This is a genomic window from Henriciella aquimarina, assembly GCF_002088975.1.
GTDB lineage: Bacteria > Pseudomonadota > Alphaproteobacteria > Caulobacterales > Hyphomonadaceae > Henriciella > Henriciella aquimarina.
The window spans coordinates 100,918-124,130 of record NZ_NCST01000072.1; the positions used below are offsets into that span (position 1 = coordinate 100,918).

The 23,213-nt window shown below is 63.5% G+C and carries 26 protein-coding genes; 11 read left to right on the forward strand and 15 right to left on the reverse strand.

The features are described 5' to 3' along the window. Nucleotides 1-78 precede the first annotated feature (78 nt). The 6 genes from B8784_RS11700 (at nucleotide 79) to B8784_RS11725 (ending at nucleotide 3,400) form a co-directional block, all read left to right on the forward strand. Nucleotides 79-609: a DUF2975 domain-containing protein gene (locus B8784_RS11700; RefSeq protein ID WP_084398127.1), complete on the forward strand. Its 531-nt coding sequence runs from the start codon at nucleotides 79-81 to the stop codon at nucleotides 607-609. Between the two features lie 17 nt (nucleotides 610-626). Further along, nucleotides 627-872: a helix-turn-helix domain-containing protein gene (locus tag B8784_RS11705; RefSeq protein WP_084398128.1), complete on the forward strand. Its 246-nt coding sequence runs from the start codon at nucleotides 627-629 to the stop codon at nucleotides 870-872. Between the two features lie 51 nt (nucleotides 873-923). Continuing rightward, on the forward strand, nucleotides 924-1,424 hold the full coding sequence (locus tag B8784_RS11710) for a CreA family protein (protein WP_143435448.1): 501 nt from the start codon (nucleotides 924-926) through the stop codon (nucleotides 1,422-1,424). 55 nt (nucleotides 1,425-1,479) lie between these two features. Then, nucleotides 1,480-2,286, forward strand: coding sequence for a DODA-type extradiol aromatic ring-opening family dioxygenase (locus tag B8784_RS11715; protein ID WP_233356094.1), 807 nt, complete (start codon nucleotides 1,480-1,482; stop codon nucleotides 2,284-2,286). Further along, entirely contained in the window at nucleotides 2,283-2,723 is a 441-nt protein-coding gene (locus tag B8784_RS11720) for a group III truncated hemoglobin (RefSeq protein WP_084398130.1), read from the forward strand. Before B8784_RS11715 ends, B8784_RS11720 begins: the two co-directional genes overlap by 4 nt. 248 nt (nucleotides 2,724-2,971) lie before the next feature. After that, complete coding sequence (locus B8784_RS11725; protein WP_084398131.1) at nucleotides 2,972-3,400, forward strand: hypothetical protein; 429 nt, start codon at nucleotides 2,972-2,974, stop codon at nucleotides 3,398-3,400. An 18-nt stretch (nucleotides 3,401-3,418) separates the two neighbouring features. Here B8784_RS11725 and rph read toward each other — a convergent pair whose 3' ends face one another. After that, nucleotides 3,419-4,144, reverse strand: a complete 726-nt coding sequence (rph, locus tag B8784_RS11730) for a ribonuclease PH (protein WP_084398132.1) — start codon at nucleotides 4,142-4,144, stop codon at nucleotides 3,419-3,421. Further along, nucleotides 4,141-5,691, reverse strand: coding sequence for an MFS transporter (locus B8784_RS11735; RefSeq protein ID WP_084398133.1), 1,551 nt, complete (start codon nucleotides 5,689-5,691; stop codon nucleotides 4,141-4,143). The genes rph and B8784_RS11735 overlap by 4 nt, the downstream gene beginning before the upstream one ends. Here B8784_RS11735 and hrcA point away from each other — a divergent pair. Both hrcA and grpE read left to right on the forward strand, forming a co-directional pair. Beyond that, nucleotides 5,630-6,709 carry a heat-inducible transcriptional repressor HrcA gene (gene hrcA, locus B8784_RS11740; RefSeq protein WP_084398134.1) on the forward strand — a complete coding sequence of 360 codons (1,080 nt, stop codon included), beginning with the start codon at nucleotides 5,630-5,632 and terminating at the stop codon, nucleotides 6,707-6,709. The genes B8784_RS11735 and hrcA overlap by 62 nt on opposite strands. A gap of 13 nt (nucleotides 6,710-6,722) precedes the next feature. After that, nucleotides 6,723-7,322, forward strand: a complete 600-nt coding sequence (gene grpE / locus B8784_RS11745) for a nucleotide exchange factor GrpE (protein WP_084398135.1) — start codon at nucleotides 6,723-6,725, stop codon at nucleotides 7,320-7,322. On the opposite strand, the gene B8784_RS11750 is transcribed toward grpE, so the two are convergent. The 3 genes from B8784_RS11750 to B8784_RS11760 all read right to left on the reverse strand — a co-directional run bounded on the left by B8784_RS11750 (nucleotide 7,319) and on the right by B8784_RS11760 (nucleotide 9,728). Further along, nucleotides 7,319-8,209 carry an NHL repeat-containing protein gene (locus B8784_RS11750; protein ID WP_084398136.1) on the reverse strand — a complete coding sequence of 297 codons (891 nt, stop codon included), beginning with the start codon at nucleotides 8,207-8,209 and terminating at the stop codon, nucleotides 7,319-7,321. The genes grpE and B8784_RS11750 overlap by 4 nt on opposite strands. Nucleotides 8,210-8,278: 69 nt before the next feature. After that, nucleotides 8,279-9,370: an aldo/keto reductase gene (locus B8784_RS11755; protein ID WP_084398137.1), complete on the reverse strand. Its 1,092-nt coding sequence runs from the start codon at nucleotides 9,368-9,370 to the stop codon at nucleotides 8,279-8,281. Nucleotides 9,371-9,452: 82 nt separating this feature from the next. Beyond that, entirely contained in the window at nucleotides 9,453-9,728 is a 276-nt protein-coding gene (locus B8784_RS11760; protein ID WP_084398138.1) for a DUF2061 domain-containing protein, read from the reverse strand. A 416-nt stretch (nucleotides 9,729-10,144) separates the two neighbouring features. On the opposite strand from B8784_RS11760, the gene dnaK reads away from it, so the two are divergent. Together dnaK and B8784_RS11770 are read left to right on the forward strand one after the other, a co-directional pair. Continuing rightward, nucleotides 10,145-12,058 carry a molecular chaperone DnaK gene (gene dnaK, locus B8784_RS11765; RefSeq protein ID WP_084398139.1) on the forward strand — a complete coding sequence of 638 codons (1,914 nt, stop codon included), beginning with the start codon at nucleotides 10,145-10,147 and terminating at the stop codon, nucleotides 12,056-12,058. Between the two features lie 105 nt (nucleotides 12,059-12,163). Continuing rightward, nucleotides 12,164-13,516: a mechanosensitive ion channel family protein gene (locus B8784_RS11770; protein WP_084398140.1), complete on the forward strand. Its 1,353-nt coding sequence runs from the start codon at nucleotides 12,164-12,166 to the stop codon at nucleotides 13,514-13,516. An 18-nt stretch (nucleotides 13,517-13,534) separates the two neighbouring features. On the opposite strand, the gene B8784_RS11775 is transcribed toward B8784_RS11770, so the two are convergent. From B8784_RS11775 to mnmA, 10 genes are all read right to left on the reverse strand, one after another. Then, nucleotides 13,535-14,593 (reverse strand): NAD(P)H-dependent flavin oxidoreductase, encoded by a 1,059-nt coding sequence (locus B8784_RS11775; RefSeq protein WP_084398141.1) that lies wholly within the window; start codon nucleotides 14,591-14,593, stop codon nucleotides 13,535-13,537. Nucleotides 14,594-14,711: 118 nt separating this feature from the next. Further along, the gene (ctrA, locus tag B8784_RS11780) at nucleotides 14,712-15,437 is read right to left on the reverse strand and encodes a response regulator transcription factor CtrA (protein WP_084398142.1); all 726 of its coding nucleotides are present in this window, start codon (nucleotides 15,435-15,437) and stop codon (nucleotides 14,712-14,714) included. Between the two features lie 124 nt (nucleotides 15,438-15,561). After that, on the reverse strand, nucleotides 15,562-16,413 hold the full coding sequence (locus tag B8784_RS11785; protein WP_084398143.1) for a nucleotide-binding protein: 852 nt from the start codon (nucleotides 16,411-16,413) through the stop codon (nucleotides 15,562-15,564). 1 nt (nucleotide 16,414) lies between these two features. Next, nucleotides 16,415-17,425, reverse strand: a complete 1,011-nt coding sequence (locus B8784_RS11790; RefSeq protein WP_233356097.1) for a flagellar biosynthesis protein FlhF — start codon at nucleotides 17,423-17,425, stop codon at nucleotides 16,415-16,417. Nucleotides 17,426-17,564: 139 nt separating this feature from the next. Further along, a complete protein-coding gene (fliN, locus tag B8784_RS11795; protein ID WP_143435449.1) occupies nucleotides 17,565-17,825 on the reverse strand; it encodes a flagellar motor switch protein FliN in 261 nt (86 codons plus the stop codon). A gap of 94 nt (nucleotides 17,826-17,919) precedes the next feature. After that, nucleotides 17,920-18,285 carry a hypothetical protein gene (locus B8784_RS11800; RefSeq protein ID WP_084398144.1) on the reverse strand — a complete coding sequence of 122 codons (366 nt, stop codon included), beginning with the start codon at nucleotides 18,283-18,285 and terminating at the stop codon, nucleotides 17,920-17,922. Then, nucleotides 18,282-19,229: a flagellar motor switch protein FliG gene (locus B8784_RS11805; RefSeq protein WP_084398145.1), complete on the reverse strand. Its 948-nt coding sequence runs from the start codon at nucleotides 19,227-19,229 to the stop codon at nucleotides 18,282-18,284. The genes B8784_RS11800 and B8784_RS11805 overlap by 4 nt, the downstream gene beginning before the upstream one ends. Next, nucleotides 19,226-19,900 carry a hypothetical protein gene (locus B8784_RS11810; protein ID WP_143435450.1) on the reverse strand — a complete coding sequence of 225 codons (675 nt, stop codon included), beginning with the start codon at nucleotides 19,898-19,900 and terminating at the stop codon, nucleotides 19,226-19,228. Before B8784_RS11810 ends, B8784_RS11805 begins: the two co-directional genes overlap by 4 nt. A gap of 137 nt (nucleotides 19,901-20,037) precedes the next feature. Continuing rightward, nucleotides 20,038-20,310, reverse strand: coding sequence for a CtrA inhibitor SciP (gene sciP / locus B8784_RS11815; protein WP_143435451.1), 273 nt, complete (start codon nucleotides 20,308-20,310; stop codon nucleotides 20,038-20,040). Nucleotides 20,311-20,518: 208 nt separating this feature from the next. Continuing rightward, nucleotides 20,519-21,697: a tRNA 2-thiouridine(34) synthase MnmA gene (gene mnmA, locus B8784_RS11820; RefSeq protein WP_084398148.1), complete on the reverse strand. Its 1,179-nt coding sequence runs from the start codon at nucleotides 21,695-21,697 to the stop codon at nucleotides 20,519-20,521. Between the two features lie 593 nt (nucleotides 21,698-22,290). Here mnmA and B8784_RS11825 point away from each other — a divergent pair. Next, entirely contained in the window at nucleotides 22,291-23,211 is a 921-nt protein-coding gene (locus B8784_RS11825; protein ID WP_084396516.1) for a transposase, read from the forward strand. The last annotated feature ends 2 nt before the right edge of the window (nucleotides 23,212-23,213 follow it).

Genomic DNA, 23,213 nt, shown 5'->3' on the forward strand with positions numbered 1-23,213 from the left:
AATTATCGTTTAACGGTAAATTACCGGTTTGAGACTAGAAAGTGTGGGCATGAACGCCAAAGGACAGACCAGAGACATATGACGATCCGGCAGCAAAACTCCATGGCCGCCTTCCTGTCGATGCTGATGCAGGTTGTGATCTGGATCGCCGTGATATCCGGCGTGATCGCCTTCCTGCTCATCGGCGCGGGCCTTATCGGCAGCTTGAATGGCGGGGTGATGAAAGTGCCCGGCATGGAAACCTATGTCGAGGACGTCAAGCCCGGCCAGTTCGTGGCGGGCCTTGCCGGCCTCGCCGTGTTCGCCCCGGGCATCATCTATGTCTGCATCCAGTTACGGCGCATCCTTTCAACCCTTGCCGACGGTGACCCTTTCGTGCCGCAGAACGGGCCGAGACTGACGCGGATCGCCATTGCGATCGCGCTGGTCGAGCTTGCCCGCTATGTCACGGTGATCCTGCTCAATCTTTTCGTGGATCTCGGGACCGACCAGCCCGTTCGGCTCAGTATCAACCTTGCTGCATGGGCGGCTGTGGTGGCGCTTTTCATCCTGGCGCAGGTGTTCCGTGAAGGAACGCGTCTGCGCGAGGAAGAGAAGATGACGATTTAGGAGGCCGAAGAACAGATATGGCCATTCGCGTAACCCTCGACCGTGTTCTGCTGGAACGCCGCATGTCGCTGACAGAATTGTCGGACCGTGTCGGCGTCACCCTTGCCAACCTCTCCATCCTGAAGACAGGCAAGGCCAAGGCTGTGCGCTTCTCCACCCTGGAATCGCTGTGCCGTGAGCTGGACTGCCAGCCCGGCGACATCCTCATCTTCGACGAGGAGGAAGACGGCAGTGCCGCCAAGGATGATGAAGAGGCGGCCTGACGGCGCTCGCCCGGACCCGGAACTTCCGCGATGATGCGGGGTTCAGCTTCCATGTTCGCACAATCGAAACGCTGGGCCCTTCCGGCCTTCTGCCTGCTTGCGGCTGCCTGTGGCGGCGACAGGGAAGCGGCGGAATTCAAGAATGACTGGCTCGGCAACGAGATCAAGATCGACCGCCTGAATGATCCGAAGGTGCAGGGCGTGACCTGCCACATCGCCTATTTCGACCGCGGGGTCTGGGACCGGATCGGCAAGGGAAACTGGTTCGAGGACCCGTCCAATTCTTCCATTTCCTGCATGATCAGTGGCCCGGTTACCATCGGCAAGATCGACCTCGACCGGTCCGGCGAGGAAGTCTGGGACCGGGGCCGTTCGCTGATTTTCAAGCAGCTGGCCGTGCGCCGCATCTACGATGCCGAGAACGATGCGCTGATGTACGTCTCCTTCTCGCGCAAGCCGGTCGACGGGTCAGCCAAGATGAGCCTGTCGACTGTGCCGCTCTGGGAGGCTGACGTGGCATGGGAGGGGCGGCAGAAGCCCGCAGTGGAATAAGTCTCATTCCAGACGGCCGATTGCGCGGCATCGCTGCCCGCGCCAAATCCTCAGCATGATGACCAGACAGCCCAGCCTCTTCATTTCGCACGGGGCACCGACCCTTGTGATCGATCCGTCACCCGCGCGTGATTTCCTTGCCGGGCTGGGGCCTCAGCTGGAGCGCCCGCGGGCCATTCTGGTGATCTCCGCCCACTACAATGCAGACCGGCCGACGCTGACAGCCTCGGCTGCCCTGGAGACGATCCACGATTTTCGCGGCTTCGGCCCGGACATGAACGCCATGCAGTATCCCGCGCCTGGCGATCCCTTGCTGGCCGGGCAGGCGCGGGCCCTCTTGCGGGCGGCTGGTTTCGATGCGGTGAGCGATGCCGAGCGCGGGCTCGATCATGGTGCATGGGTGCCGCTGAAGCTGCTCTATCCGCAGGCCGATGTGCCGGTGGTACAGCTCTCCATCAGCATGAACCGCTCGCCGGAATGGCATTACAGGCTCGGCCAGGCGCTGGCGCCGCTGCGCGAGGAGGGCGTTCTGGTCCTCGGCTCCGGCGGCACGACGCACAATCTGCGGGCCTTCTTTACCGGCGGCTATGGGCTGGACGCTGCCTCGCCAGACTGGGTTGACGGCTTTGCCGACGAGCTGGGCGACATCCTCCTGGCAGACGATCCGGACGAGGCCGTGCGGGCCATCAGCACCCTGCCGGCCATGCGTCTCAACCACCCCACGCCGGACCATATCCTCCCGCTCTTCGTGGCGCTCGGCGCCGGGGCGGGCGAGGCGGTCCGCAGGCTGCACCGCAGTGCGACCTACGGCGTTTTGCGTATGGACGCCTTCGGCTTTGGCTGCGAGACGCTGGCGGCATGACCTATCAGATCCGTTCGGCCGAAGAGCGCCGACAGGCCATTCTGGACAATGCCGCCCGTCTCGGAATCGATGACGCTTTCATCTCGAAGCTGGTGGACACCTTCTATGCCCGCGTGCGCGCCCATCCGCGCCTCGGCCCCATCTTCAATGGCGAGATCGACGACTGGGACGCCCACCTCGCCAAGCTGAAGGATTTCTGGGCCTCGGTCGCCATGAATGCCGGGCGCTATTCCGGCAAGCCGGTGCCGGCGCATTTCAAGCTGCAGGGCATTACGCGCGAAGATTTCCAGACATGGCTCGGCCTGTTCCAGGCCACGCTGGAGGACCTTGCCGACAGCGAGGAAACGGTCGCCTATTTCATGCAGCGCGCCGAACGCATTGCGCAGAGCCTGCAGCTCGCCATGTTCGGGCTGGAGAGCCTGGAGCGGAAAGGGTAGGCGGCACCTTTTGCCGCAATTGACCTTTCGCGCGCCTCGGCCTATCCGGCGTTCCATGCGCATGTCGGCTACATACCTGACCCAGCAACAGACCATCCGGACACCGGTGGCCTGTTTGTTTGCGCTTGCCGGCTCGTCCTGATCCTCGGACAGACGATCACGGACAGCCTGCTTCCACACCAAACCTCGCCACCCAAGCGGCGGGGTTTTTCTTTTTCAGGCCCCGCCCCAGCCTGAAAGGAAATCCCATGTCACTCTCAACAGACGCCGCGATCCGGCGCATCACCGATGGCCTTATCGCACGACGCCTGCCAAAGTCGGACTGGACGCATGAGGCCCATTTCGCCGCCGCGCTCGACCTGCTCTCGCGCCCGGAGATCGATGCCTTCGCGGAGATGCCGGCCATGATCCGCGCCTACAACACGGCCACCGGCACGCCGAACAGCGAGACGGAAGGCTATCACGAGACGATCACACTCGCCTCGCTGCGGGCTGCCCGCTGGCACCTTGAAACCCATGTAGGCGCGCCCCTGCCGGAGGTGCTCGCCAAGCTCATGGCATCAGAGTGCGGGCGCAAGCACTGGCTCATGACCTACTGGTCGCGCGACAGGCTCTTCTCGCTCGACGCACGGCGCAGCTGGGTCGAGCCGGATCTTGCGCCCTTGCCCTATCCGTGAGGGGAGCAGGCGTGACGCCTAGCCGATCGCCGCCTTCTGGGCCTCGAACAGCTCGGTGCAGCCTTTTTCGGCCAGTCGCATCATCTCTTCGACTTCGGCGCGCGTCATCGGGCGCTCTTCACCGGTGCCCTGGATCTCGATGAAGCCGCCATCGGAGCTCATGACGACGTTCATGTCGCCTTCGCCGCCGGAGTCTTCCGGGTAGTCGAGGTCGAGGACAGGCTTATCCTGCCACAGGCCGACCGAGATGGCGGCGGCCTGTTTCTGGATCGGATCGGCCTTGATGATGCCTTCCTCGCGCAGGTATTTCAGCGCCAGCGCCATGGCGACGAAGCCGCCGGTGATGGAGGCGGTGCGCGTGCCGCCATCGGCCTGGATGACGTCGCAGTCGATGGTGAGCTGGTTTTCGCCGAGCGCGGAAAGATCGACGACCGAGCGCAGGCTGCGCCCGATCAGACGCTGGATTTCCTGGGTGCGGCCCGACTGCTTGCCGCGGGCGGCTTCGCGGTTGCCACGGGTATGGGTCGCGCGCGGCAGCATGCCATACTCGCCGGTGACCCAGCCCTTGCCCTGTCCGCGCAGCCAGGGCGGGACGCTGTCGGACCAGCTGGCGGTGCAGAGCACATGGGTGTGCCCGAACTTCGCCAGGCACGAGCCTTCGGCATAGCGGGTCACATTGGTTTCAAGCACGACGTCGCGAAGCTGGTCGGCCGTCCGGCCAGAGGGGCGCGAAAAATCTGTCATGGGGCATCTCCTTCGTTCACCGGCGGATGAAGCGATTCCAGATTGGCTTGTCCACCCGCGTTTATGGCTTCGGCTGCTTTCACCTGCTCGGCGCGGGTGATCGGATAGCGCCAGATGAGGAGCGCGGCGAGGGCATAGGAGACGACCGGAACGCCGACAAAAACCAGCATCAGGCCGCGCACCGTTTCGGGGGAATTGTCCGTTGCCGGATTGAAGCCGACCAGCACGCCCAGCAGGACATAGGGAATGCCGATGGCGAAGCTCGCCCCTGTCTTGTAGGCGCCAGACATCAGCGAATAGAAAAGGCCTGCCCGGTTGCCGCCGCCGCGGGCTTCCTCGGCTTCGACAAGGTCTGCCATCATCGAGCGGACCAGGATGAAGGGGGAGCCATAGCCGACGCCGGAAATGACGGCCGCAATGAACAGCGAGACCGTCCCGCCCCCCATGATGGCGAGCGGCATGTAGGCGATATAGGTCACGGCGGACCACAGGCAGACCGAGCGCATGGCGATGTATTTCTCGCTGCGCTTGGAGATCGCGACCCAGACAGGCATGGCGGCGAAGCCCGCGATGAAGTGGGACATCAGGATCAGCGACGCCATGCCGTGGCCGACGCCGAAGCCCCATTGCGCGGCAAACAGGAAGGTGCCGGCCGTCCCTGCGATGGCGATACCGATACAGATTTCGGTGACGAGCAGGCGCCACAGCGTCTGCTGCTTCAGGGCTTCGAGAATGGCCTTGGGATGGAAGCTCGCGCGCGGCGCATCGGCCTCGGGCAGCGGATCGGGCACGAGCCAGACGGCCGCGCCGACCGTCACCGGCAGCGCGATGATGAGGAACCAGCCCATGATCGAGATCTGCTGGGCAAAGCTGACATCGCCGGCGCGTGACAGGATGGCGGGCAGGGCCAGCATCACCAGCATGGTCGAGATGGTGAACAGCTCACGCCACATGAACAGGCGCGAGCGTTCGTCATAATTGCGTGCGATGGACGGCGCCCAGGCTTGGTGCGGCGTCACGATCATCGTCGTGCCGACATAGAAGATGAAGAGGATGATCGCGAGAAAGAGTGGTGAAACTGGCGGTCCGATCGGATTGTAGAGAAACCAGACCGCCGGCAGCAGGATCGGGACCGCGATCAGCAGCCAGTGCTTGACCTTGCCGAAACGGGACGGCCGCGTGTCGACCAGCCACCCCATGACCGGGTCGGAGAACAAGTCCCAGAATCGCAGGACCATGAAGATAATACCGACAAGGGCCGTGCCGAGGCCCATCTGTTCGGCATAGAAAGGCGCGATGAAAACGGCCATGGGCAGGCCAACGGCGCCAAAGGGAATTCCGACTGAACCATAGGCAACAACTTGCCGTAGCGGTAACTTTACTGGCACGCTTGTCATGGACGGCATGGAACCCGATTTTAGGGGGGTGTCCAAGGAAAAAAGCCTTATTGAAACTGGAGATTGTAATTCATAAAGATTCGCCGAAATGAGTGACGAACGCCCCCTTAGTGGCCTGTTGCAGAGCCTGGATGACCGCTCACGGACCATCTTCCGCGAGATCGTGGAGACGTATCTGGAGACCGGGGAACCGGTCGGGTCTCGCACGCTTTCGAAGAGCGGAATCAGCCTGTCGCCGGCCTCCATTCGCAATGTCATGGCCGACCTTACCGACATCGGCCTGCTCGACAGCCCGCACATCTCGGCCGGGCGGATGCCGACTCATATCGGCCTGCGCCTGTTCGTCGACGGTTTCCTCGAAATCGGGGAGCCGACCGAGCAGGACCGCTCGGAAATCGAGGAGCGCCTGCGCTCTGGCGGGCGCGACATGCAGGGCGTGCTGAAGGAGGCGTCCTCCATCCTGTCCGGCCTGGCCGGCGGGGCGGGCTTGGTCGCCTCCCCGACGCGTGAGCGCCCGGTGCGTCATGTCGAATTCGTGCCGCTGGCGACCGGCGAGGCGCTCTGCATCCTCGTCGATGAGATGGGCGACGTCGAAAACCGCCTGGTCAGGGTCCCGGCCGGGCTTCCGGCGACGACGCTGATGGAGGCGGGCAACTATCTCGCCGCCCGGATGAAGGGCAAGACGCTGCGCGAAGCTGCGCTTGCCATCCGCGAGGAAATCCAGGAACGCCGCGCCCAGCTGGATCAGGCGGCGGCAAGCCTTGTCGAGCAGGGGCTGGCCGAATGGGCCGGCGAAGTGCCCGGTGAGGAACGCGCACTTATCGTGCATGGCCGCGCCAACCTGCTGAACGATCCGGGCGCGGCGGAGAACATGGAGCAGGTGCGCCAGCTCTTCGACATCCTGGAGCGCCAGCAGGGCTTGCTGGACGTGCTCGACTCGACGAGAGAGGCAGAAGGTGTTCGCCTTTTCATCGGCTCCGAAAACAGGCTTTTTCCGTTATCCGGTTCAAGCCTGATTGTTGCTCCCTATATGAACGCCACGAGACAGGTAATCGGCGCGCTCGGCGTGATCGGCCCGACCCGTCTGAACTATGCCAGGGTGATCCCGATGGTGGATTACACTGCGCGTATCGTCGGGCAGATCCTAGGCGAGCGCCAGAAAACGTGAGAGTAGACCAGGCATGAGCCAAGATCAGAAAAGGCCGGAAGAGGCCGTCGAGACCGAAACGCTGGATGCCGGCTCCCCGGAGTCCGAAGCGCTGGAAGAGGCCGCGAAGGCCGACAATGAAGGCGTGAGCGACGAAACCCGCATCGCCGAGCTGGAAGGCGAGGTTGCCGCGCTGAAAGACCAGGTGCTGCGCGCCCATGCCGAGATGGAAAACATCCGCAAGCGCGCCGGCCGCGAGGTCGCTGACGCCCGCGTCTATGCGGTGGAGAAATTCGCTGGCGACCTGCTCAGTGTCTCGGACAATCTTGCCCGCGCACTGGCCGCGCTGCCCGACGATGAGCGCGCGCAGCTGACCGAGGCCGGCGAGAACCTGCTGGGCGGCATCGAGATGACGCAGAAGGAGCTGCACACCAAGCTCGCCAAGCATGGCGTGGTCGCCATCGACGCCGAACCGGGCGCGACCTTCGACCCGAACATGCACGAGGCGGTCAGCCAGATCCCGTCAGAGCACCCGTCCGGCACTATCGCCCAGACCTTCCAGAATGGCTGGAAGATCGGCGACCGTGTGCTGCGCGCGGCGATGGTTGCGGTCAGCGCGGGGCAGCCGAGTTAGCCAGCCGCCTCAATCGTCCACGCCGTAACTGTTCCGGGCAGCATGTTCGGGATGATGACGGTGTCGCCGAAGACGGTGAGGTCGTTCTGCAGGATGCCGTTTTCCTGTGTGTTGAGCAGCTCCGCCGTCTCGCCCTTGTCGCTGACAAACCAGACCTGGCCCGGTAGGCCGGAGACGAGATAGCCGCCCTCTGTCCGGCCGACACTTTCGGCCTCGTCCAGGCCGGTGACGATCTCGCTCAGCGCGCCAGCCTCATTGACCGCATAGAGCGTGCCGGATGCCTTGGTCGCGACCAGTAACCGGTCGCCGTCGGGCTCAAGCCCGGTCACACCGGCAAGCCGCTCATCCTCCAGCCAGATGCCGCTCTCGTCGCCAGCCAGGCGCCAGATCTTGCCGCCCGCGCTGTCGGAGACGAGCACGGTGGCGTTCCAGGCGGCCATGTCGGCGAGAGCCACGGCCCCTTTGATGTCGAAGGTTGTGAGCAAGGTGCCGTCATCCGGGTCGACGAGGTGGATACGGTCGATATCGGCGACATAGAGGATGCCCCGGTCGACCACCATGCCCTGGGGCGCGTCCATGCCGGTGGCAAACCGTTCCTCGAGGACCTCGCCCTCGGCAGAGACTTTCGAAATCCAGCCAGAGCCGTCACGCGCATCGGGCTCCCCGGCGATATTGGAGATGAAATAGCCCCCGCCCGGCGCGGCCGCGACGCCCTTGGGGGAGGCGAAGCCCTCAGCCTTCCATCGCTCGACCAGACGTATCGGCGCATCGGTCTCCGGCGTTTGCCGGAGGCTGTCGGGGCCGGGCGTCTCGGTCGTCCGGTTTGCGGGTTCGCAGGCCGCGATGAGGGCCAGGGCGGCAAGCAGGCTTGTGGTCGTGCGCATCATGGCAATGTCCTCACGGGTTGGAGGGGGTGAGGGGACCACAAGCCCAACTTGCGAACAAGCTAGCTCCCGTCAGGAGACCTGCCCATTCCGGTCGGCCTGCTGACGTTCCAGCATCCAGCCCGGATATTCCGGTCTCAGCGCTGAGGCCTCGTTCAGCGCCTGAAGCTCGTCGAAGCTGAACTCCAGATCGATCGATCCGAGATTGTCCTTCAGCTGGTCGAGGGTGCGCGCCCCGATAATGACGCTGGTGACATGCGGCTGGTGCAGCAGCCAGCTGAGCGCGACCTGCGGGACGGTCGCCTTCTTCGCCTGAGCGATCTCGCGCATGACGTCGACGATGTCATAGCCCTTTTCCTTGTCGATGGGCGGGAAGTCGAACGCGGTGCGGCGGGCATCGTTCGGCTCGTCGCCCTCGCGGGTATACTTGCCCGACAGGAAGCCGCCGGCGAGCGGGCTCCAGGGCAGGATAGCGAGGTCCTGATCCTTGGCCAGTGGCACGACTTCACGCTCCAGGTCCCGGCCCGCGATGGAATAGTACATCTGGCAGGACTCGAAGCGGTGCAGACCTTTCTCGCGGGCATAGGCGACCGCCTTCATGATCAGCCAGGCCGGCATGTTGCAGAGGCCGACATAGCGCACCTTGTTGTGACGGATAAGCAGGTCGAGCGCCTCGACCGTCTCCTCGATCGGGGTCAGCGGGTCTGTGCCATGGACCTGATAGAGGTCGATATAGTCGAGCCCCAGCCGGTCGAGGCTCTTCTCCACACCGTCCATGATGTGCTTGCGCGAGAGGCCGTTGATGTTGCGGGCTTCCTTTTCCCGGCGTTCGGCCTCGGCCTTCACGCTGTCGGCGGCATCGTCGGCCACCGCCATGGAGACACGCCCGAAGACCTTGGTGGCGACGACGATCTCGTCGCGCGGGAGATTGTTGTTGCGGATCGCCTGGCCGAGCATCTTTTCCGAGATGCCGGCAGAATAGACGTCGGCTGTATCAAAGAAGTTGATGCCGGCATTGAAGGCCGTGCGCACCAGTTCGTCGGCATCGTCCTGCTGCTGCTTGCCGATATATTTCCAGAAGCCGGTCTGGCCGCCAAACGTCATCGTGCCAAGGCACAGTTTCGAGACGACGAGACCGGTACGGCCGAGCTTCGTATATTTCATGGGAGGAGTCCTTCCTGCTGTCTTTTCAGCGCCTCACGATGTGGGGCGGCCTCAGCGGGAAGACGAGGGCGATGACAAAAATTTATGCCGGCTGGGCTATGGCGAACCCGTCCGGGCCGTCCTGCGGCGCGTTCACCGGCGGCAGGGCGTGCACGGATTCGATGCGCGCCTGGCGGCCGGGCATCCATTTCTCCCAGGCGCGCTCATGCACGGTATAGGCGGCGGTCTGCACGAAGGGCTCGATGAGGCCGATGCTGAAAGCGACCGCCCAGTTGCCGGTCAGGGCAAAGGCGACCGTGATGGCAACGCTCAGGTGCATCAGGCTGTAGGTGCAGGTTTTCAGCAGGGAGCGGGGCATGGGGGATCTCTTCTTGCGCGTCACGGGACATCAAATATGCAATTGCGACGCATTATCAAGTAAGGGGTGTGCAGGCAGGGCTCTTATGTCATTGCCATATCGCCGCACCGGTCCGCACCAGCCCTTGCAACACGGCGTCCCCGGAGCGCCGGAGCAGGCGTTCGGCCGGGTCTTCAGCCTACGGGCTATTCCGGATTGCAGCCTGTCATGACGCCGGATCCGCCGCGTCATGCACCTGCAAATGTGAGCCTGCCTCTTGAGCCTGCGAAAGGCTTTCCCATATCGCTGCCTGAAGACACGTTTGCCTTGAAGGCGGACGCGAATTTCACAATCCAGAGAGCCGTCGTTTTGGGGTGCTGCCCGACAGACCGAAAAAAACGAAACGGCGGCGGCTAAAGAAGAGAGAGTGAACTGATATGGGAAAGATCATTGGTATCGACCTCGGCACCACCAACAGCTGTGTTGCCGTTATGGATGGCAAGGAAGCCAAAGTTATCGAAAACGCTGAAGGCGCGCGCACGACCCCGTCCGTTGTCGCCTTTACCGAAGGCGGCGAGCGCCTTATCGGCATGCCGGCGCGCCGGCAGGCTGTCACCAACCCGGATTTCACCTTCTATGCGATCAAGCGCCTGATCGGTCGCCAGTTCGACGACCCGACCGCGCAGAAGGACAAGGAAATCTCCCCCTTCGAGATCGTGAAGGGCTCCAATGGTGATGCCTGGGTGAAAGGCCGCGACAAGGAATACGCGCCGCAGGAAATCTCCGCTTTCATCCTGACCAAGATGAAGGAAACCGCCGAGGCCTATCTCGGTGAGGAAGTGACCCAGGCGGTCATCACCGTTCCGGCCTACTTCAACGACGCCCAGCGCCAGGCGACCAAGGACGCCGGCAAGATTGCGGGCCTCGAAGTGCTGCGCATCATCAACGAGCCGACTGCGGCTGCGCTGGCCTATGGCCTCGACAAGAATGACGGTCAGACGATCGCCGTCTATGACCTTGGCGGCGGGACGTTCGACGTCTCGATCCTCGAGATCGGCGACGGTGTCTTTGAAGTGCTGTCGACCAATGGCGACACCTTCCTCGGCGGTGAGGACTTCGACCTTCGGATCGTCGATCACCTCGTGGCCGAGTTCAAGAAGGACCAGGGCATCGACCTGTCCAAGGACAAGCTCGCCCTCCAGCGCCTGAAGGAAGAAGCCGAGAAGGCGAAGAAGGAGCTGTCGTCCGCTTCGCAATACGAAGTGAACCTGCCCTTCATTACCGCCGACCAGTCCGGTCCGAAGCACCTCAACATCAAGCTGACGCGCGCCAAGTTCGAGACCCTTGTCGAAGACCTCGTCAAGCGTACCATCGACCCGTGCAAGAAGGCGCTGGCTGACGCCGGCAAGTCGACCTCCGATATCGACGACGTCGTGCTCGTTGGCGGTATGACCCGCATGCCGGCCGTGCAGGCCTCGGTGAAGGACTTCTTCGGCAAGGAACCGCACAAGGGTGTGAACCCGGATGAGGTGGTTGCCATCGGCGCGGCCATTCAGGGCGGTGTCCTGCAAGGGGATGTGAAGGACGTTGTCCTGCTCGACGTGACCCCGTTGTCGCTCGGCATCGAGACGCTGGGTGGCGTGTTCACCCGCCTCATCGACCGCAACACCACGATCCCGACCAAGAAGTCGCAAACCTTCTCCACGGCTGAGGACAACCAGCCGGCGGTGACGATCCGCGTCTTCCAGGGTGAGCGTGAGATGGCGGCCGACAACAAGATGCTCGGCCAGTTCAATCTCGAAGGCCTTCCGGCTGCCCCGCGCGGCGTACCGCAGATCGAGGTGACCTTCGACATCGACGCCAACGGCATCGTCAACGTGTCCGCCAAGGACAAGGCGACGAACAAGGAACAGAAGATTACCATCCAGGCATCGGGCGGTCTCTCGGAAGACGAGATCAACAACATGATGAAGGATGCGGAAACCAATGCCGAGGCCGACAAGAAGCGTCGCGAACTCGTCGAGGCCAAGAACTCCGGCGAAGCCCTCGTGCACCAGACCGAGAAGCAGCTCTCCGAGCATGGCGACAAGGTCAGCGCCGAGGTGAAGTCCGAGATCGAGAAGGCCTCTGAAGAGCTGCGCACGGCGGCCGAAGGCGACAACCTCGAAGATATCCAGGCCAAGCATCAGGCCCTGATGACGGCGGCCATGAAGCTCGGCGAGGCGATCTATGCCAGCCAGCAGGAAGAAACCGCTGAATCCGACGCAAAGGCCGATGCGGCTGCTGATGGAGACGACGATGTCGTCGATGCCGACTTCGAGGAAGTGGACGACGACCGCAAGTCGGCCTAAGACAGATCTGGAAGATCAAAATCAGGCGCCCCGCAATAACCTTGCGGGGCGTTTTGCTATCGGCCCGGACGTCTCAGGACCGGGCGTGAAACAGCGGGGCTGGCCATGGAATCCCTTCAGGAATTCGGAATCGTTTCGTCGCTGCGGGACTTCTGGACCCAGGTCGAAAGCGTGTTCACCACCGGCTTTCTCGGCCAGCCCATTGGCAAGGGCGTGCTCGCGCTGGCCATCCTGGCGGTTGCCTTCCTGCTGCGCGGGCTGATTGCCAAGATCATCGCGGTCACCATCGGCAAGCTCGCCGGGCGGACCGAGACCGATTTCGACGACCAGCTGGTCGATGCGCTGAAGAAACCGCTGACCTTGCTGCCATTGGCCGCCGGCGTCTTTTTCGCGGCGCAGGCGCTGGGCGCGTCAGGCGAAGTTGACGTCATCGTCGCGAACATCACCCGTTCCATTCTCATCATTGCCGTTTTCTGGGCGCTCTTCCGGGTGGTCGACCCGGTGCTCGGCCTGCTCAGGCGCATGCGGCGGGTTCTGGGGGAGACCTTCCTCGACTGGATGAAGCGTATCGTGAAGGGGATCATCTTCTTCATCGGGGGCGCAGCCGTGCTCGATGTGTGGGGCGTGCCGGTGCTGCCCTTCCTCGCCTCGCTCTCGCTCCTGTCGGTTGCTGTGGCGCTCGGCGCGCAGGACCTGTTCAAGAACCTGATCGGCGGCATGACCATCATTGGCGAGCGGCGCCTGTCCAAGGGCGACTGGATCTCGGTCGATGGGGTGGTCGAGGGTATCGTCGAGGATGTCAGCTTCCGGTCCACCACGGTGCGCCGGTTCGACAAGGCGCCGGTCTATGTTCCGAATGCGAAGCTCGCCGACAATCCGCTGATCAACTTCTCACGCATGACGCATCGCCGGATCTATTGGAAGATCGGACTGGAATATCGCACCACCGACGAGCAGCTGGCCAATATCCGCACCGCGATCGAGGAGTACATCACCTCCAACGACGACTTCGCGCCGGCCGCCGATGTTTCCACCTTCGTCCATGTCGACGAGTTCTCCGACAGCTCGGTCACGATCATGGTGTACTGCTTCACCAAGACGACGACCTGGGGCGAATGGCTGGCCATCAAGGAGCAGCTTGCCTTCTTCATCAAGAAGACGGTCGAGGCCGAAGAGGCCGGCTTCGCCTTTCCGAGCCGCTCGCTCTATTTCGAGAAGCTGCCGGACGGTTTTGCGCCGGAAAACTTTCAGCCACCGGGCAATGACAGCGATGCCGCCGATGACGAGGCGGGCGTGTCCGATGAAGAGGGCGCCGAGGATGTCGACCAGGGCGATATTCCCGACAAGCACAAGAGCGCCAGCACCGAGCCCTCGCGCCAGCGCGGCGCCACACGCCGTCGCGGACCCCATCCGCATGGCCGCGGCGTCGATGCCGAGGACGGCGGCGAAGGGGAATAGGGACAGGCTGGCGTATGCTCAGCCTGCCACTTGCAGCTCTTTGGCCAAGGTCGTGACAAGGTCCGCAGCCGGAAGGGGCCGCGCCAGGGCCACGCCTTCGCCGGCCCATTGGGCGCCAAAGCCTATCTCTCCCTTTGCCTTGGCGGCGGCGTTGAGCGCTTTGCCAAGGTCGTAGGCGCAAGGGTAGGCCGGGATGGCAGCCGGATCGGCGTCTCGTCCCCAGGCCGTGAACGCGTTTGACAGGCAGCGGGCCGGGCGCCCGGAAATCGCCGATGTCATGATTGTCTCTCCGCCAGCCTCCATACGGGCACGATAGGCGTCATCAGCAGCGCTTTCCGGGCATGCGACAAAGGCGGTGCCGAGCTGCGCGGCGACAGCGCCCCAGTCCGCGAGGGCTGTGCGGATGTCGGCGCCGTCCATAATGCCGCCGGCTGCGATGACAGGCAGGCTGGTCTTGGCGACCAGCTCGCGGGTTAGCGCCTCTGTTGACAGTTTCCTGTCCCTCGAGCCGGGGTCGAAGATGCCGCGATGCCCACCGGCCGACCAGCCTTGCGCAATAACGGCATCGAGCCCGGCAGCCTCTATGGCCTGAGCTTCCTCAAGCGATGTGGCGCAGGCGATGAGACGCGCGCCGGTCGTGCGCAGCGCTTCGATCTGTTTGGCCGTCGGCAAGCCGAAATGAAAACTCACCACGGCCGGGCGAGTTTCAAGCAGGACCTCTAGCATCGCGTCGTTTTCGCGAAAGCTGGTGTAGATTTCGCGCAGGCTGGTAGGGGCGGAGGTCTCAAACCTGGCGAAGAGGGGAGCGGCCCGGTCTATCCAGGTCTGCTCGACCTTTGTGTCGCGATGGGCCGGCGCGTGGCAGAACAGATTGACGTTAAACGGCCGTGCCGTAAGCGCCTGCGTTTTCGAAATGGCGGCGCGGGCTTTCTCTGGTGTCGCTGCCCCGAGTCCGAGGGCGCCGAGACCGCCGGCCTCAGAGACCGCAGCCGCCATGGCCGGTGTCGAAACCCCAGCCATGGGCGCCTGGAAAACGGGGACGCTCAGCGACAGATCGTCGATCAGTGTGTTTGTCATTCCGGCTATTTAAGGGGCCTGCCTCACCGTTGCGACCCGCGCTGTCCCTGCACCGGCAAAAGAAAACCCCGGCGCGAGGGCCGGGGTTTTCCTTGAGTGTTCGGTTCGGTCTTGAAGATCAGGCGGCGGCCAGTGCCTCGTCCTTGCTCTTCTTCGGGTCACGCAGGACATAGCCGCGGCCCCAGACGGTTTCGATATAATGCTCGCCGCCCGGATTGTCCGAAGTGGCGGTGGCCTTGGCGAGCTTCTTGCGCAGCTTGCAGATGAAGACGTCGATGATCTTCAGTTCCGGCTCGTCCATGCCGCCATAAAGGTGGTTGAGGAACATTTCCTTGGTGAGCGTCACGCCCTTGCGCAGCGAGAGCAGCTCGAACATCTGGTATTCCTTGCCGGTCAGGTGGACGCGTTCGCCCTCGACCTCGACCGTCTTGGAATCGAGATTGACCAGGATTTCGCCGGTGCGGATGACGCTTTCGGCATGGCCCTTGGAGCGGCGCACAATTGCCGTGATGCGGGCAATCAGCTCGTCCTTGTTAAAGGGCTTGGTTAGGTAATCGTCTGCACCGTAACCGAGCGTCTTAACTTTCGCTTCAATATCCGGATTGCCCGACAGGATCAGGATCGGCGTATTGATGCGTGCCATGCGCAGTTGCTTAAGCACGTCGTAGCCGGAGATATCGGGCAGCGACAGGTCGAGAATGATGATGTCGTACTCATAGACCTTTCCGAGGTCGACACCCTCTTCACCGAGATCGGTGGTGTAAATATTGAAGCCAGCCGCCTTCAGCATAAGCTCTATGCTGCGGGCGACCGAGTTGTCATCTTCAATAAGAAGAACTCTCATAATCTGTGCTCCCGAATCACTCTAGCGACACCGTAGCCGCCCCGTTAACCAATGTGAATCTACGGCGCGATCATTACCAAGAATTTAACGCATCCTGATTATCGGCTGATTCTGTTCATACCTCTTAACAATGAAGATCAGCGCCGCCGCTATGACCGATAAGGGTCTGGGCGATCGCGATGGCATCCTGCACCGGCTGGGCGGAGGGATCCGTCGAGATCAGTGTGCGCTGGCTGCGGATCGCTTCACGGACCTTTTCGTCGCGCATGACGACCCCGGCGAGCGCCGGGCGGAAGCCAAGGAACTGCTTGCAGGCCCGGGCGATAGCCTCATAGGTCTGCTGTCCCATGGCGCGGTTCTGGGCCTGGTTGATGATGATGCCCTGGTCGACATCCGGCGCGTAGCCACGCAGCACCTTGATGAAGGCGTAGCCGTCCGTCATCGAGGACGGATCATCGGTGATCACCATCAGCGCCTTGTCGGCGGCCCGGGCGAGGCGCATGCAGTTGGCCTCGATGCCGGCGCCGAGATCGAGCACGACCTTGTCATATTGCAGGGCCAGCGCAGAAAGACCGGCGGCGAGCCGGGCAACTTCTTCTGAGGAGAGTTCGGCGAGTGCCCCGGAGCCTGAGCGGCCCGGCAGGACGTCGAAGCCGCCCTGACCAGCCCCGCCATCGACATTGATGACGGCATCCTCAAGCTCGATCCAGCCGGCGATCACCGCGGCGAGGTCGGTCTCGGGCGCGATGCCCAGCTGAACGTCGACATTGGCGAGGCCGAGGTCCCCGTCGACGAGCAGGGTTCTCTGCCCGGCCTGGGAGAAGGCGCTTGCCAGGGTGATTGACATGAAGGTCTTGCCGACGCCGCCCTTACCGGAGGCGACGGCGATGATCTGTCCAGGCTGGACACGGCGGCGCGGAATCTTGCTCTGCGAGCCAGTGGGCCTGTCCATGGATTTCGGAAGCATGAAGCTCATCTCATGCAGCTCCTTTCAGGGCGACATCTGCTGGAGCTTCTTCCAGCAGAATTCTTGATAACCGTCCCGGTGCGGCCGGAACGAGGCCGCCGCCGATGAACGGCGTGACGGCGAGGTGGGCGAAGGCGAGGCCTGCCGCCGAGAGGGCGGAAACAACCCCGCCACGCCGCCGCGTCACGTCGAGTTTGGTGACGATTGCCCGGCGCACGCCGACAGCGGCGAAGGCGCGGGCGGCTTCTGCCTGGTCATCGGGGTGGCCTTCTGCCGATATGACGAGGACAGGTTCAGCGTCGATGACGTTGATGAGATCCTTGAGGCTGGCCATGTCCTCTTCATCGAAGGGGACGATGGCCGGCAGGTCGATGATGCAACGATACCCGTCGGTGCGCGCGCCCCGCAGCAGCGAGAAAAGGCTTTCCGGCGTGCGAGCGGCGCGGATCTGGCGCTGCTCGAGTTCGAGATAGGCGGCCAGCTGGGCGCCACCGGCGGTCGCATCGAGATCGGCTGCGACCGGAAGCACTTCGGCATTCGCAACGGCGGCGCGGCGGGTCATCTTGGCGGCTGTGGCCGTGCGCCCGTGTCCGGGCGGGCCGATCAGGAGAATGTCGCGGGTCGGCATGGCCGGGATCGGGTCGCAGGTGATCAGCGCATCGAGGCCCGAGGCCATGATGTCGGCCGGATCCTGCGTCCGGCTGCTGATCGGCATGCCCGAGTCGGCAACCCGTTCGGCAAACCGCTCCGGGGCGCCATGCCAGATAAGGGCATCGCGCACGCGGTTGCGAAGGGGGTTGTCCTGCGGGCGCCCAGGGGACGGCTGCTGCCGGTTGAGGCGGGTCAGGAAACGCGGTTCACTCGGAACCATGCCGCCGCCCAGCTTGTCGGTCGCTGCGCGAACCTCGACGCCTCCCGGCACTTCCCTCTCTGACAGAATGATCGCGTCCTCGCCCATTTCGGCGAAGATCATCGCCTTGGCGGCCTCGAACGTCTCTGCTGCGAACATTTTCATGCGCATGGGCAATAAACTCCACTTCCGGAATCACACCCTCGCCGCAAAAGGTTAACAAAATCTGTTAATTTGTTAGGGAAACCAAAACGCTTGCCGCCGGCAAACGGGAAACTTGTGGATGGTCAGGGTTAATTTGCGGGCCGGTTCAGGCGGCGCGCTTTTCGTCGACAATCTCGGAGAGTTTTACACCAAGCTGGCCATCCGACACAACCAGGCGGCCACGGGCCATCAGCCGGTCGGAGACATAGATGTCGACGGGTTCATTGGTTCGCTTTTCGAGCGCCACGATCTCGCCGTCGCTGAGATTCATGAGCTCCTCGATCGGCATGCGGGCCTCTCCGAGAACGACGTCCACACGCACGGGTACATCCATGAGACTGGATTCCAGGGCGCGATTGGTCGTCATCGACAAACTCCACAACTCTTCTGCGAATCAGTAGCCTCGCGGGGAATGGTTTCCGAGGAATGAACAGGTCATTCCGGACCATCTCGTAGCCCGCTCAGCTTTGGAAGAGATTGCCCTGTCCGTCAATCAGCTCTGCAGCGATGCTGCGCACCCGCGACAGGGCGTCTTCCCGCGTCTCTTCGGAAAGTGACGCTTTTTCAAGGAGTTCGACGAGGTCCACGATCCGGGCGAGCGCCTGTTTCAGCGCGGTTGCCGACTCCCGCATGGCGTCGGCCTGGATCTGCACCTGTTCGTCGCGCAGCATTTCGGCCGTGCTGCGGCGGGTATCCTCCAGCAGGGCGGCAAGCTCCGACACGCTGATCGAGATGCGGTCGTCATCCTCCGTAGACGTCGTGTCCGGCGCCTCGAAATCGCTGCGGAAATCGAACGGGGTGACGGATTTGACGGGGCGCGCGCTCATTCGATGAGTTCGTCCTCTTCGTCATTGGCCGCCAGGATGTCGCCGCGCCGGGCCAGCGAGCGGGCAATGCCGGTAATCTCCTGCCGGGCCGCCTCGACCTCCGAGCGCCGCGTGGGGCCAAGCGCCTCGATATCCGAGACGAGCAGGCTGCCGGCGCGCTGGGTCATGTTCTGCAGGAAGACGTCCCGGGTGGCAGGTTTGGCGCCCTTCAAAGCGGTCGCCAGGACCGCCCGGTCGACGCGCGAAAGTATGGTTTGTATCGCGGCCGGATTCAGGGTGGAGAGGTCGTCAAAAGTAAACATCAGCGCGCGCACGCGGGCCTGACTGCCGGGCTCTTTCTGCTCAAGGGAGGCGATCAGTGCCTGCTCGGCGCGCGGGTCCATCTGGTCGAAGATCCGGGCGACGGCTTCATGGCCGTCACTGCGCGTGCGGGCCGGGCCGGTGGTGACGAGGTCCTTCAGGGCCGTCTCGATCACCTTCAGGGCCGGGGCGCGCACCCATCCGAGATGGAGCAGGCGGCGAAGCGCCTCGGTCGCGGCCCCGCGGGGCAGGGCGCGCACGGTCTGGGCGGCCGTGTCCGGATCGAGCCGGGACAGGATGACGGCGATCACCTGCGGGTTCTCATGTTCGATGTTCCGCGCCAGCACCGCCGGATCCAGGCTCGAGAGCCGCGACCAGAGCGAGGCCGCCGGCGTGGTCTGGTCGGGCTTTGAGCCCTCGCGCAGGGCGGAGACAAGCGCCTGGCTTTCGGCCGGCACGGTGTCCCCTGTCTGCGCGGAGCCTTGCATGGACATGATGGCGCCCAGCTGGTCGGCCTCTTCCGTGGACAGTTCAGCCCAGACACCCGAGGCGGATGGGCCCAGTTCGCGCATCAGACGCGCAGCGCGCAGCATACCGGGCGAAGCGGAGGGGGCGGACGGATTGGCCAGGGCGGGCAGGCTCATGATGAACGCTCCTCTGCCATCCAGGTGCGAAGGATCCGGGCGGTCTCCTGCGGATTGTCGCGAGCGAGACGGCGGGCTTCTGTCTGGCTGTCCTCGTCCTCCGAGCGCTCCGGCATGGGAACGGCCCGCAGGATGGGGGGCTCATTCTCGCCGCGGCGCTCAGGCCGGGGGGCGGCAGGGGCCTCTTCGCGTTTGTCGGCGCGGCGTCCGAAGACAAGCAGGCCCGCCAGAAGCGCGCAGACCGCGCCGAGGAGACCAAGTTCGATCAAGCCGGACTGTTGCAGGCCGCCCGTGGTGCCCGGCGCGAAGGCAAAGGGCTGGATGTCGAGGCGGTCGCGCGTGGCGTCGAAGCCGGCCGCAGCTTCCAGGATGGTGGTGATGCGGGCCGTGGTCCCGGCGCCGAGCTCTGTACTGGCTTGGCCGGTGTCGACGAGCAGGAGATAGGTGCGGGCCCCGTCGGCGGCGGTGTGCGTGGCCATGCGGACGGTGTCGCGGCCAAGGACGGGTTCGATCAGCGAGGTGAGGCGGGCGAGTTCCGGCGTCGTGGCGGCCGGGTCAGCCGGGCGGTCGAGCAGCAGGGTATTGCCCCGCCAGACCAAAAGGCACGCAGCCAGACAGAACGCGAGAAGCGCTGCCAGCTGCGTGCCTTGGGGCATTCTGGACTTTGTCACTGATATCGCCTCGTCTGATCGCTGTCTGTCATGTGAAATGCATGACAGGGTCAGGCCAGACTTAGGCGGATCAGCGTAAACGGCGCTTTAACGATAGCGTCGGGCGCCGGAGATGGAGTGCCATATGCCGAAGAGGGTCAAGCGCGATATTGCTGAAGGCGGGTGGTGCGAAGGCCTTTGGCGCCGTGGCGGTCGTAAAGCTTCGACCAGCCATTCAGCTCTTCCTCGGTCAGCGCATAGCGCTCGCAGGCCTCCGACTTGGTCAGGAGGCCCCCCCGGACCGCCGCGACGACTTCGGCCTTGCGGCGAGTCACCCAGCGGCTGATCCCGGGGGGAGGGAGGTCTTCCCGTGTCATCGGCTGCCCGTCAGGGCCCTTCACGCTCAAAGTTCTAGCATTCTGCTGCGCCATGAAATCCACCATTATTAGCGGTTGATGCCGTGAACGCTTCTGCGTCCATGGATCCATGTCTACAGCAGGCATCTTAAATGAGGTTTCAGCAGGACCGGTGAGTTTTCATGAAAATTCAAAACGGTCTTGCCCACCCCGTTAAGTCGGCGTTCGCAAACCTGTCCCGGCCTGATGCAAGTGTGCTGAAACTGTACAAGTTTATACGATTTTAGGCCGAAACCCGGGCGTCTGCGGGGATGGTGGAGGCAATAAAGCCGCCCCCCATTACACGAGTTTCATGAGAAAAATCGTACAGGACGCACGCCTGGCCCTTCGCCACCCCTTCTTCAGGTATATCGAAATAAACCGCAGGTTCATTTTCCTGCCAGCCAAGCCGCGCCGGCAACGGATCGCGCGTCGAGCGGACCCGCGCCAGAACCGGGCGGCCCTCGTCGCAGGCCGCCTCGAGCGTGCCTTCGCCGAGCCAGTTCAGCTCTTCCATGCCGAGCCCGGCCGTCAGCAGCGCTTCGCGCGGGCCGACGATCACCCGGCGGGTAGCCGCGTCGATCTTCACGACGAAGAGCGGGTCGCCCGTCGCGATGCCGAGCCCGCGGCGCTGGCCGATCGTGTAATGGATGACGCCCTTGTGCTCGCCCAGTACGCGCCCGTCGAGATGCACAATCTCGCCGCCGCGGCCCGCGCCCGGGCGCAGCTTCTTCACGACATCGGCGTAGGAGCCTTGCGGCACGAAGCAGATGTCCTGGCTGTCGGGCTTGTCGGCGACGGGCAGGTCATACTTTTCGGCCAGCTCGCGCACCTGCGTCTTCGGCAGGCCGCCGAGCGGAAAGCGCAGGAAGTCCAGCTGCTCGCGCGTGGTGGCGAACAGGAAATAGGACTGGTCGCGCGACGGGTCGGCGGCGCGGTGCAGCTCGGCCCCGGTCTCGCCCTCGGTGCGGCGGATATAGTGCCCGGTCGCCAGACAGTCGGCGCCAAGCTCCTTCGCGGTGGCGAGGAGGTCCTTGAACTTGACCGTCTGATTGCAGCGAATGCAGGGGATCGGGGTTGAGCCGGTCAGATAGGTGTCGGCAAAATCCTCCATCACCTGCTCGCGAAAACGGCTTTCATAATCAAGCACATAGTGCGGAATGCCGATGCGGTCGGCGACATTGCGCGCATCATGGATGTCCTGGCCGGCACAGCAGGCGCCCTTCTTCTCGACGGCGGCGCCGTGATCGTAGAGCTGCAGCGTGATGCCGACGACGTCATAGCCCTCTTCGGCCAGCATCGCGGCCACGACGGAGCTGTCGACGCCACCGGACATGGCGGCCACAACGCGGGTTTCGGACGGGGGCTTGGCAAAACCAAGCGAGTTCAGCCCGCCGGTGTCGGCGGTCTTCAGATCGGTCATTCTCATCCTCCAGCGGGTTCAAGGCCCGAAGCAGAAACAAAGTTTTCAAGCGCGCCATATAGTCGAAACGCGCGCGATTGTCAGGGGCCGGGGCGCAGGGGTGGTTTATGGGGTGATCCCCGCTTCGGCTTTTTGGTTTTGATCCCCGCTTCGCGATGGATCCGGCTCAGGGAATCCCTGGTTTGATCCCGTATCGGCGCTGACGCGCCTCACATGGAGCGCGCTCAGGGCTGCTGCCCGATCACCCCGGCGAAAGCCGGGGCCTCAAGCGATTGAAGCGGTCCGCCTGTGGCCCGGGATCCCGGCCTGCGCCGGGATGAGCGGTTTTTTTTTGGCCCCGCTCTCCATTTCCCGCGCCCGTCCTTCGACTTCGCTCAGGATGAGCGCTATGGCGGTTCCGCTTTTAAGGCCTCATCCTTGTCTGTTTGAAGTGTGCGATAGAGGGGTGGCAGGCGAGACCCCGTTCTCATCCTTGATTTGACGGATCGTGGCTCAGCCAGGGGCTCGCCTGCCGGGTACGACAGTTGTGTCGCCTGAACAGTTGCCAGGGGCGGTGACAGCCGACCCCGTATGACAAGGACAGGATTTTCTTCATGTCACACCCTGCTCTCGGCGTCGATATTTCCAAGACGCATCTCGATGTCTTCGATCCGCGTGACGGCTGCTTTCACCGGCTGTCCAATGATGCGGCAGGGCTCGATACCCTCTGTCTGCTGGCTCCCCCATCCATCGTCTTCGAGGCCACAGGCCCTTATGGCGAAGCGCTCGAACGGGCGATGAGCCAGGCTGGCGTGCGGATGTACCGGGTCAACCCGCGCCAGGCGCGCGAGTTTGCCCGCGCCTCTGGCGTGCTGGCCAAGACAGACCGTGTCGATGCCCGGCTCCTGTCGGCCATGGCCGGCCAGATCAGCCTGCCGGTGCACGTCCCACCCGCACCCGGCGTGCAGGTCCTGCGCGAGCTTCACGCCTACCGGCATGATCTTGTTGAAGCCCGAAAAGCCTGTCTCAACCAGCTCGAACGCTATCGCTGCGGCCCGCTGGTGCGGCGGCTGAAAGCCAGGATCGCAGGCCTGACCCGACAGATCGTCACCATGGACAAGGAGATCGCGGTCCATATCGAGGCCGATGACACCCTGGCTGGCCGGGCCCGCCTCATCGCCAGCGAACCGGGCGTCGGACCGGTCACAACCGCAGCCCTGCTCGCCTTCCTGCCAGAGCTCGGACACCTGGCCCGAAGACCCATCGCAGCCCTTGCAGGCCTTGCTCCCCATGCCCATGAAAGCGGAAGCTTCAGGGGAAAACGCCGGGTCTGGGGCGGGCGCGCAAGGGTGCGCGAAGCACTCTACCTCGCCGCCCTCTCAGCCTCGCGCCATCACCCAAGGCTCAAGCAGACCTACTGCGCCATGCGAACCGCTGGAAAACCTCCAAAGCTCGCCCTCATCGCTATCGCCAGAAAACTCCTCACAATCCTCAACGCAAAACTCAGAAAACATGACATCCAATACAGTTGCTGAGC

Excerpts from the sequence above, each read along its gene's own strand:
- B8784_RS11790 (WP_233356097.1), bottom strand. The coding sequence starts at position 17,425 with ATGCGCATGAAAATGTTCGCAGCAGAGACGTTCGAGGCCGCCAAGGCG.
- B8784_RS11760 (WP_084398138.1), bottom strand. The coding sequence starts at position 9,728 with ATGCCCCGCTCCCTGCTGAAAACCTGCACCTACAGCCTGATGCACCTG.
- ctrA (WP_084398142.1), bottom strand. The coding sequence starts at position 15,437 with ATGAGAGTTCTTCTTATTGAAGATGACAACTCGGTCGCCCGCAGCATA.
- B8784_RS11725 (WP_084398131.1), top strand. The coding sequence starts at position 2,972 with ATGTCACTCTCAACAGACGCCGCGATCCGGCGCATCACCGATGGCCTT.
- B8784_RS11805 (WP_084398145.1), bottom strand. The coding sequence starts at position 19,229 with ATGAGCCTGCCCGCCCTGGCCAATCCGTCCGCCCCCTCCGCTTCGCCC.
- sciP (WP_143435451.1), bottom strand. The coding sequence starts at position 20,310 with ATGGCGCAGCAGAATGCTAGAACTTTGAGCGTGAAGGGCCCTGACGGG.
- fliN (WP_143435449.1), bottom strand. The coding sequence starts at position 17,825 with ATGACGACCAATCGCGCCCTGGAATCCAGTCTCATGGATGTACCCGTG.
- B8784_RS11715 (WP_233356094.1), top strand. The coding sequence starts at position 1,480 with ATGATGACCAGACAGCCCAGCCTCTTCATTTCGCACGGGGCACCGACC.
- B8784_RS11700 (WP_084398127.1), top strand. The coding sequence starts at position 79 with ATGACGATCCGGCAGCAAAACTCCATGGCCGCCTTCCTGTCGATGCTG.
- B8784_RS11775 (WP_084398141.1), bottom strand. The coding sequence starts at position 14,593 with ATGACAAACACACTGATCGACGATCTGTCGCTGAGCGTCCCCGTTTTC.
- grpE (WP_084398135.1), top strand. The coding sequence starts at position 6,723 with ATGAGCCAAGATCAGAAAAGGCCGGAAGAGGCCGTCGAGACCGAAACG.
- B8784_RS11720 (WP_084398130.1), top strand. The coding sequence starts at position 2,283 with ATGACCTATCAGATCCGTTCGGCCGAAGAGCGCCGACAGGCCATTCTG.
- B8784_RS11750 (WP_084398136.1), bottom strand. The coding sequence starts at position 8,209 with ATGATGCGCACGACCACAAGCCTGCTTGCCGCCCTGGCCCTCATCGCG.
- rph (WP_084398132.1), bottom strand. The coding sequence starts at position 4,144 with ATGACAGATTTTTCGCGCCCCTCTGGCCGGACGGCCGACCAGCTTCGC.
- B8784_RS11800 (WP_084398144.1), bottom strand. The coding sequence starts at position 18,285 with ATGAGCGCGCGCCCCGTCAAATCCGTCACCCCGTTCGATTTCCGCAGC.
- B8784_RS11785 (WP_084398143.1), bottom strand. The coding sequence starts at position 16,413 with ATGAGCTTCATGCTTCCGAAATCCATGGACAGGCCCACTGGCTCGCAG.
- hrcA (WP_084398134.1), top strand. The coding sequence starts at position 5,630 with ATGAGTGACGAACGCCCCCTTAGTGGCCTGTTGCAGAGCCTGGATGAC.
- B8784_RS11705 (WP_084398128.1), top strand. The coding sequence starts at position 627 with ATGGCCATTCGCGTAACCCTCGACCGTGTTCTGCTGGAACGCCGCATG.
- mnmA (WP_084398148.1), bottom strand. The coding sequence starts at position 21,697 with ATGACCGATCTGAAGACCGCCGACACCGGCGGGCTGAACTCGCTTGGT.
- B8784_RS11710 (WP_143435448.1), top strand. The coding sequence starts at position 924 with ATGTTCGCACAATCGAAACGCTGGGCCCTTCCGGCCTTCTGCCTGCTT.
- dnaK (WP_084398139.1), top strand. The coding sequence starts at position 10,145 with ATGGGAAAGATCATTGGTATCGACCTCGGCACCACCAACAGCTGTGTT.
- B8784_RS11825 (WP_084396516.1), top strand. The coding sequence starts at position 22,291 with ATGTCACACCCTGCTCTCGGCGTCGATATTTCCAAGACGCATCTCGAT.
- B8784_RS11770 (WP_084398140.1), top strand. The coding sequence starts at position 12,164 with ATGGAATCCCTTCAGGAATTCGGAATCGTTTCGTCGCTGCGGGACTTC.
- B8784_RS11755 (WP_084398137.1), bottom strand. The coding sequence starts at position 9,370 with ATGAAATATACGAAGCTCGGCCGTACCGGTCTCGTCGTCTCGAAACTG.
- B8784_RS11735 (WP_084398133.1), bottom strand. The coding sequence starts at position 5,691 with ATGGTCCGTGAGCGGTCATCCAGGCTCTGCAACAGGCCACTAAGGGGG.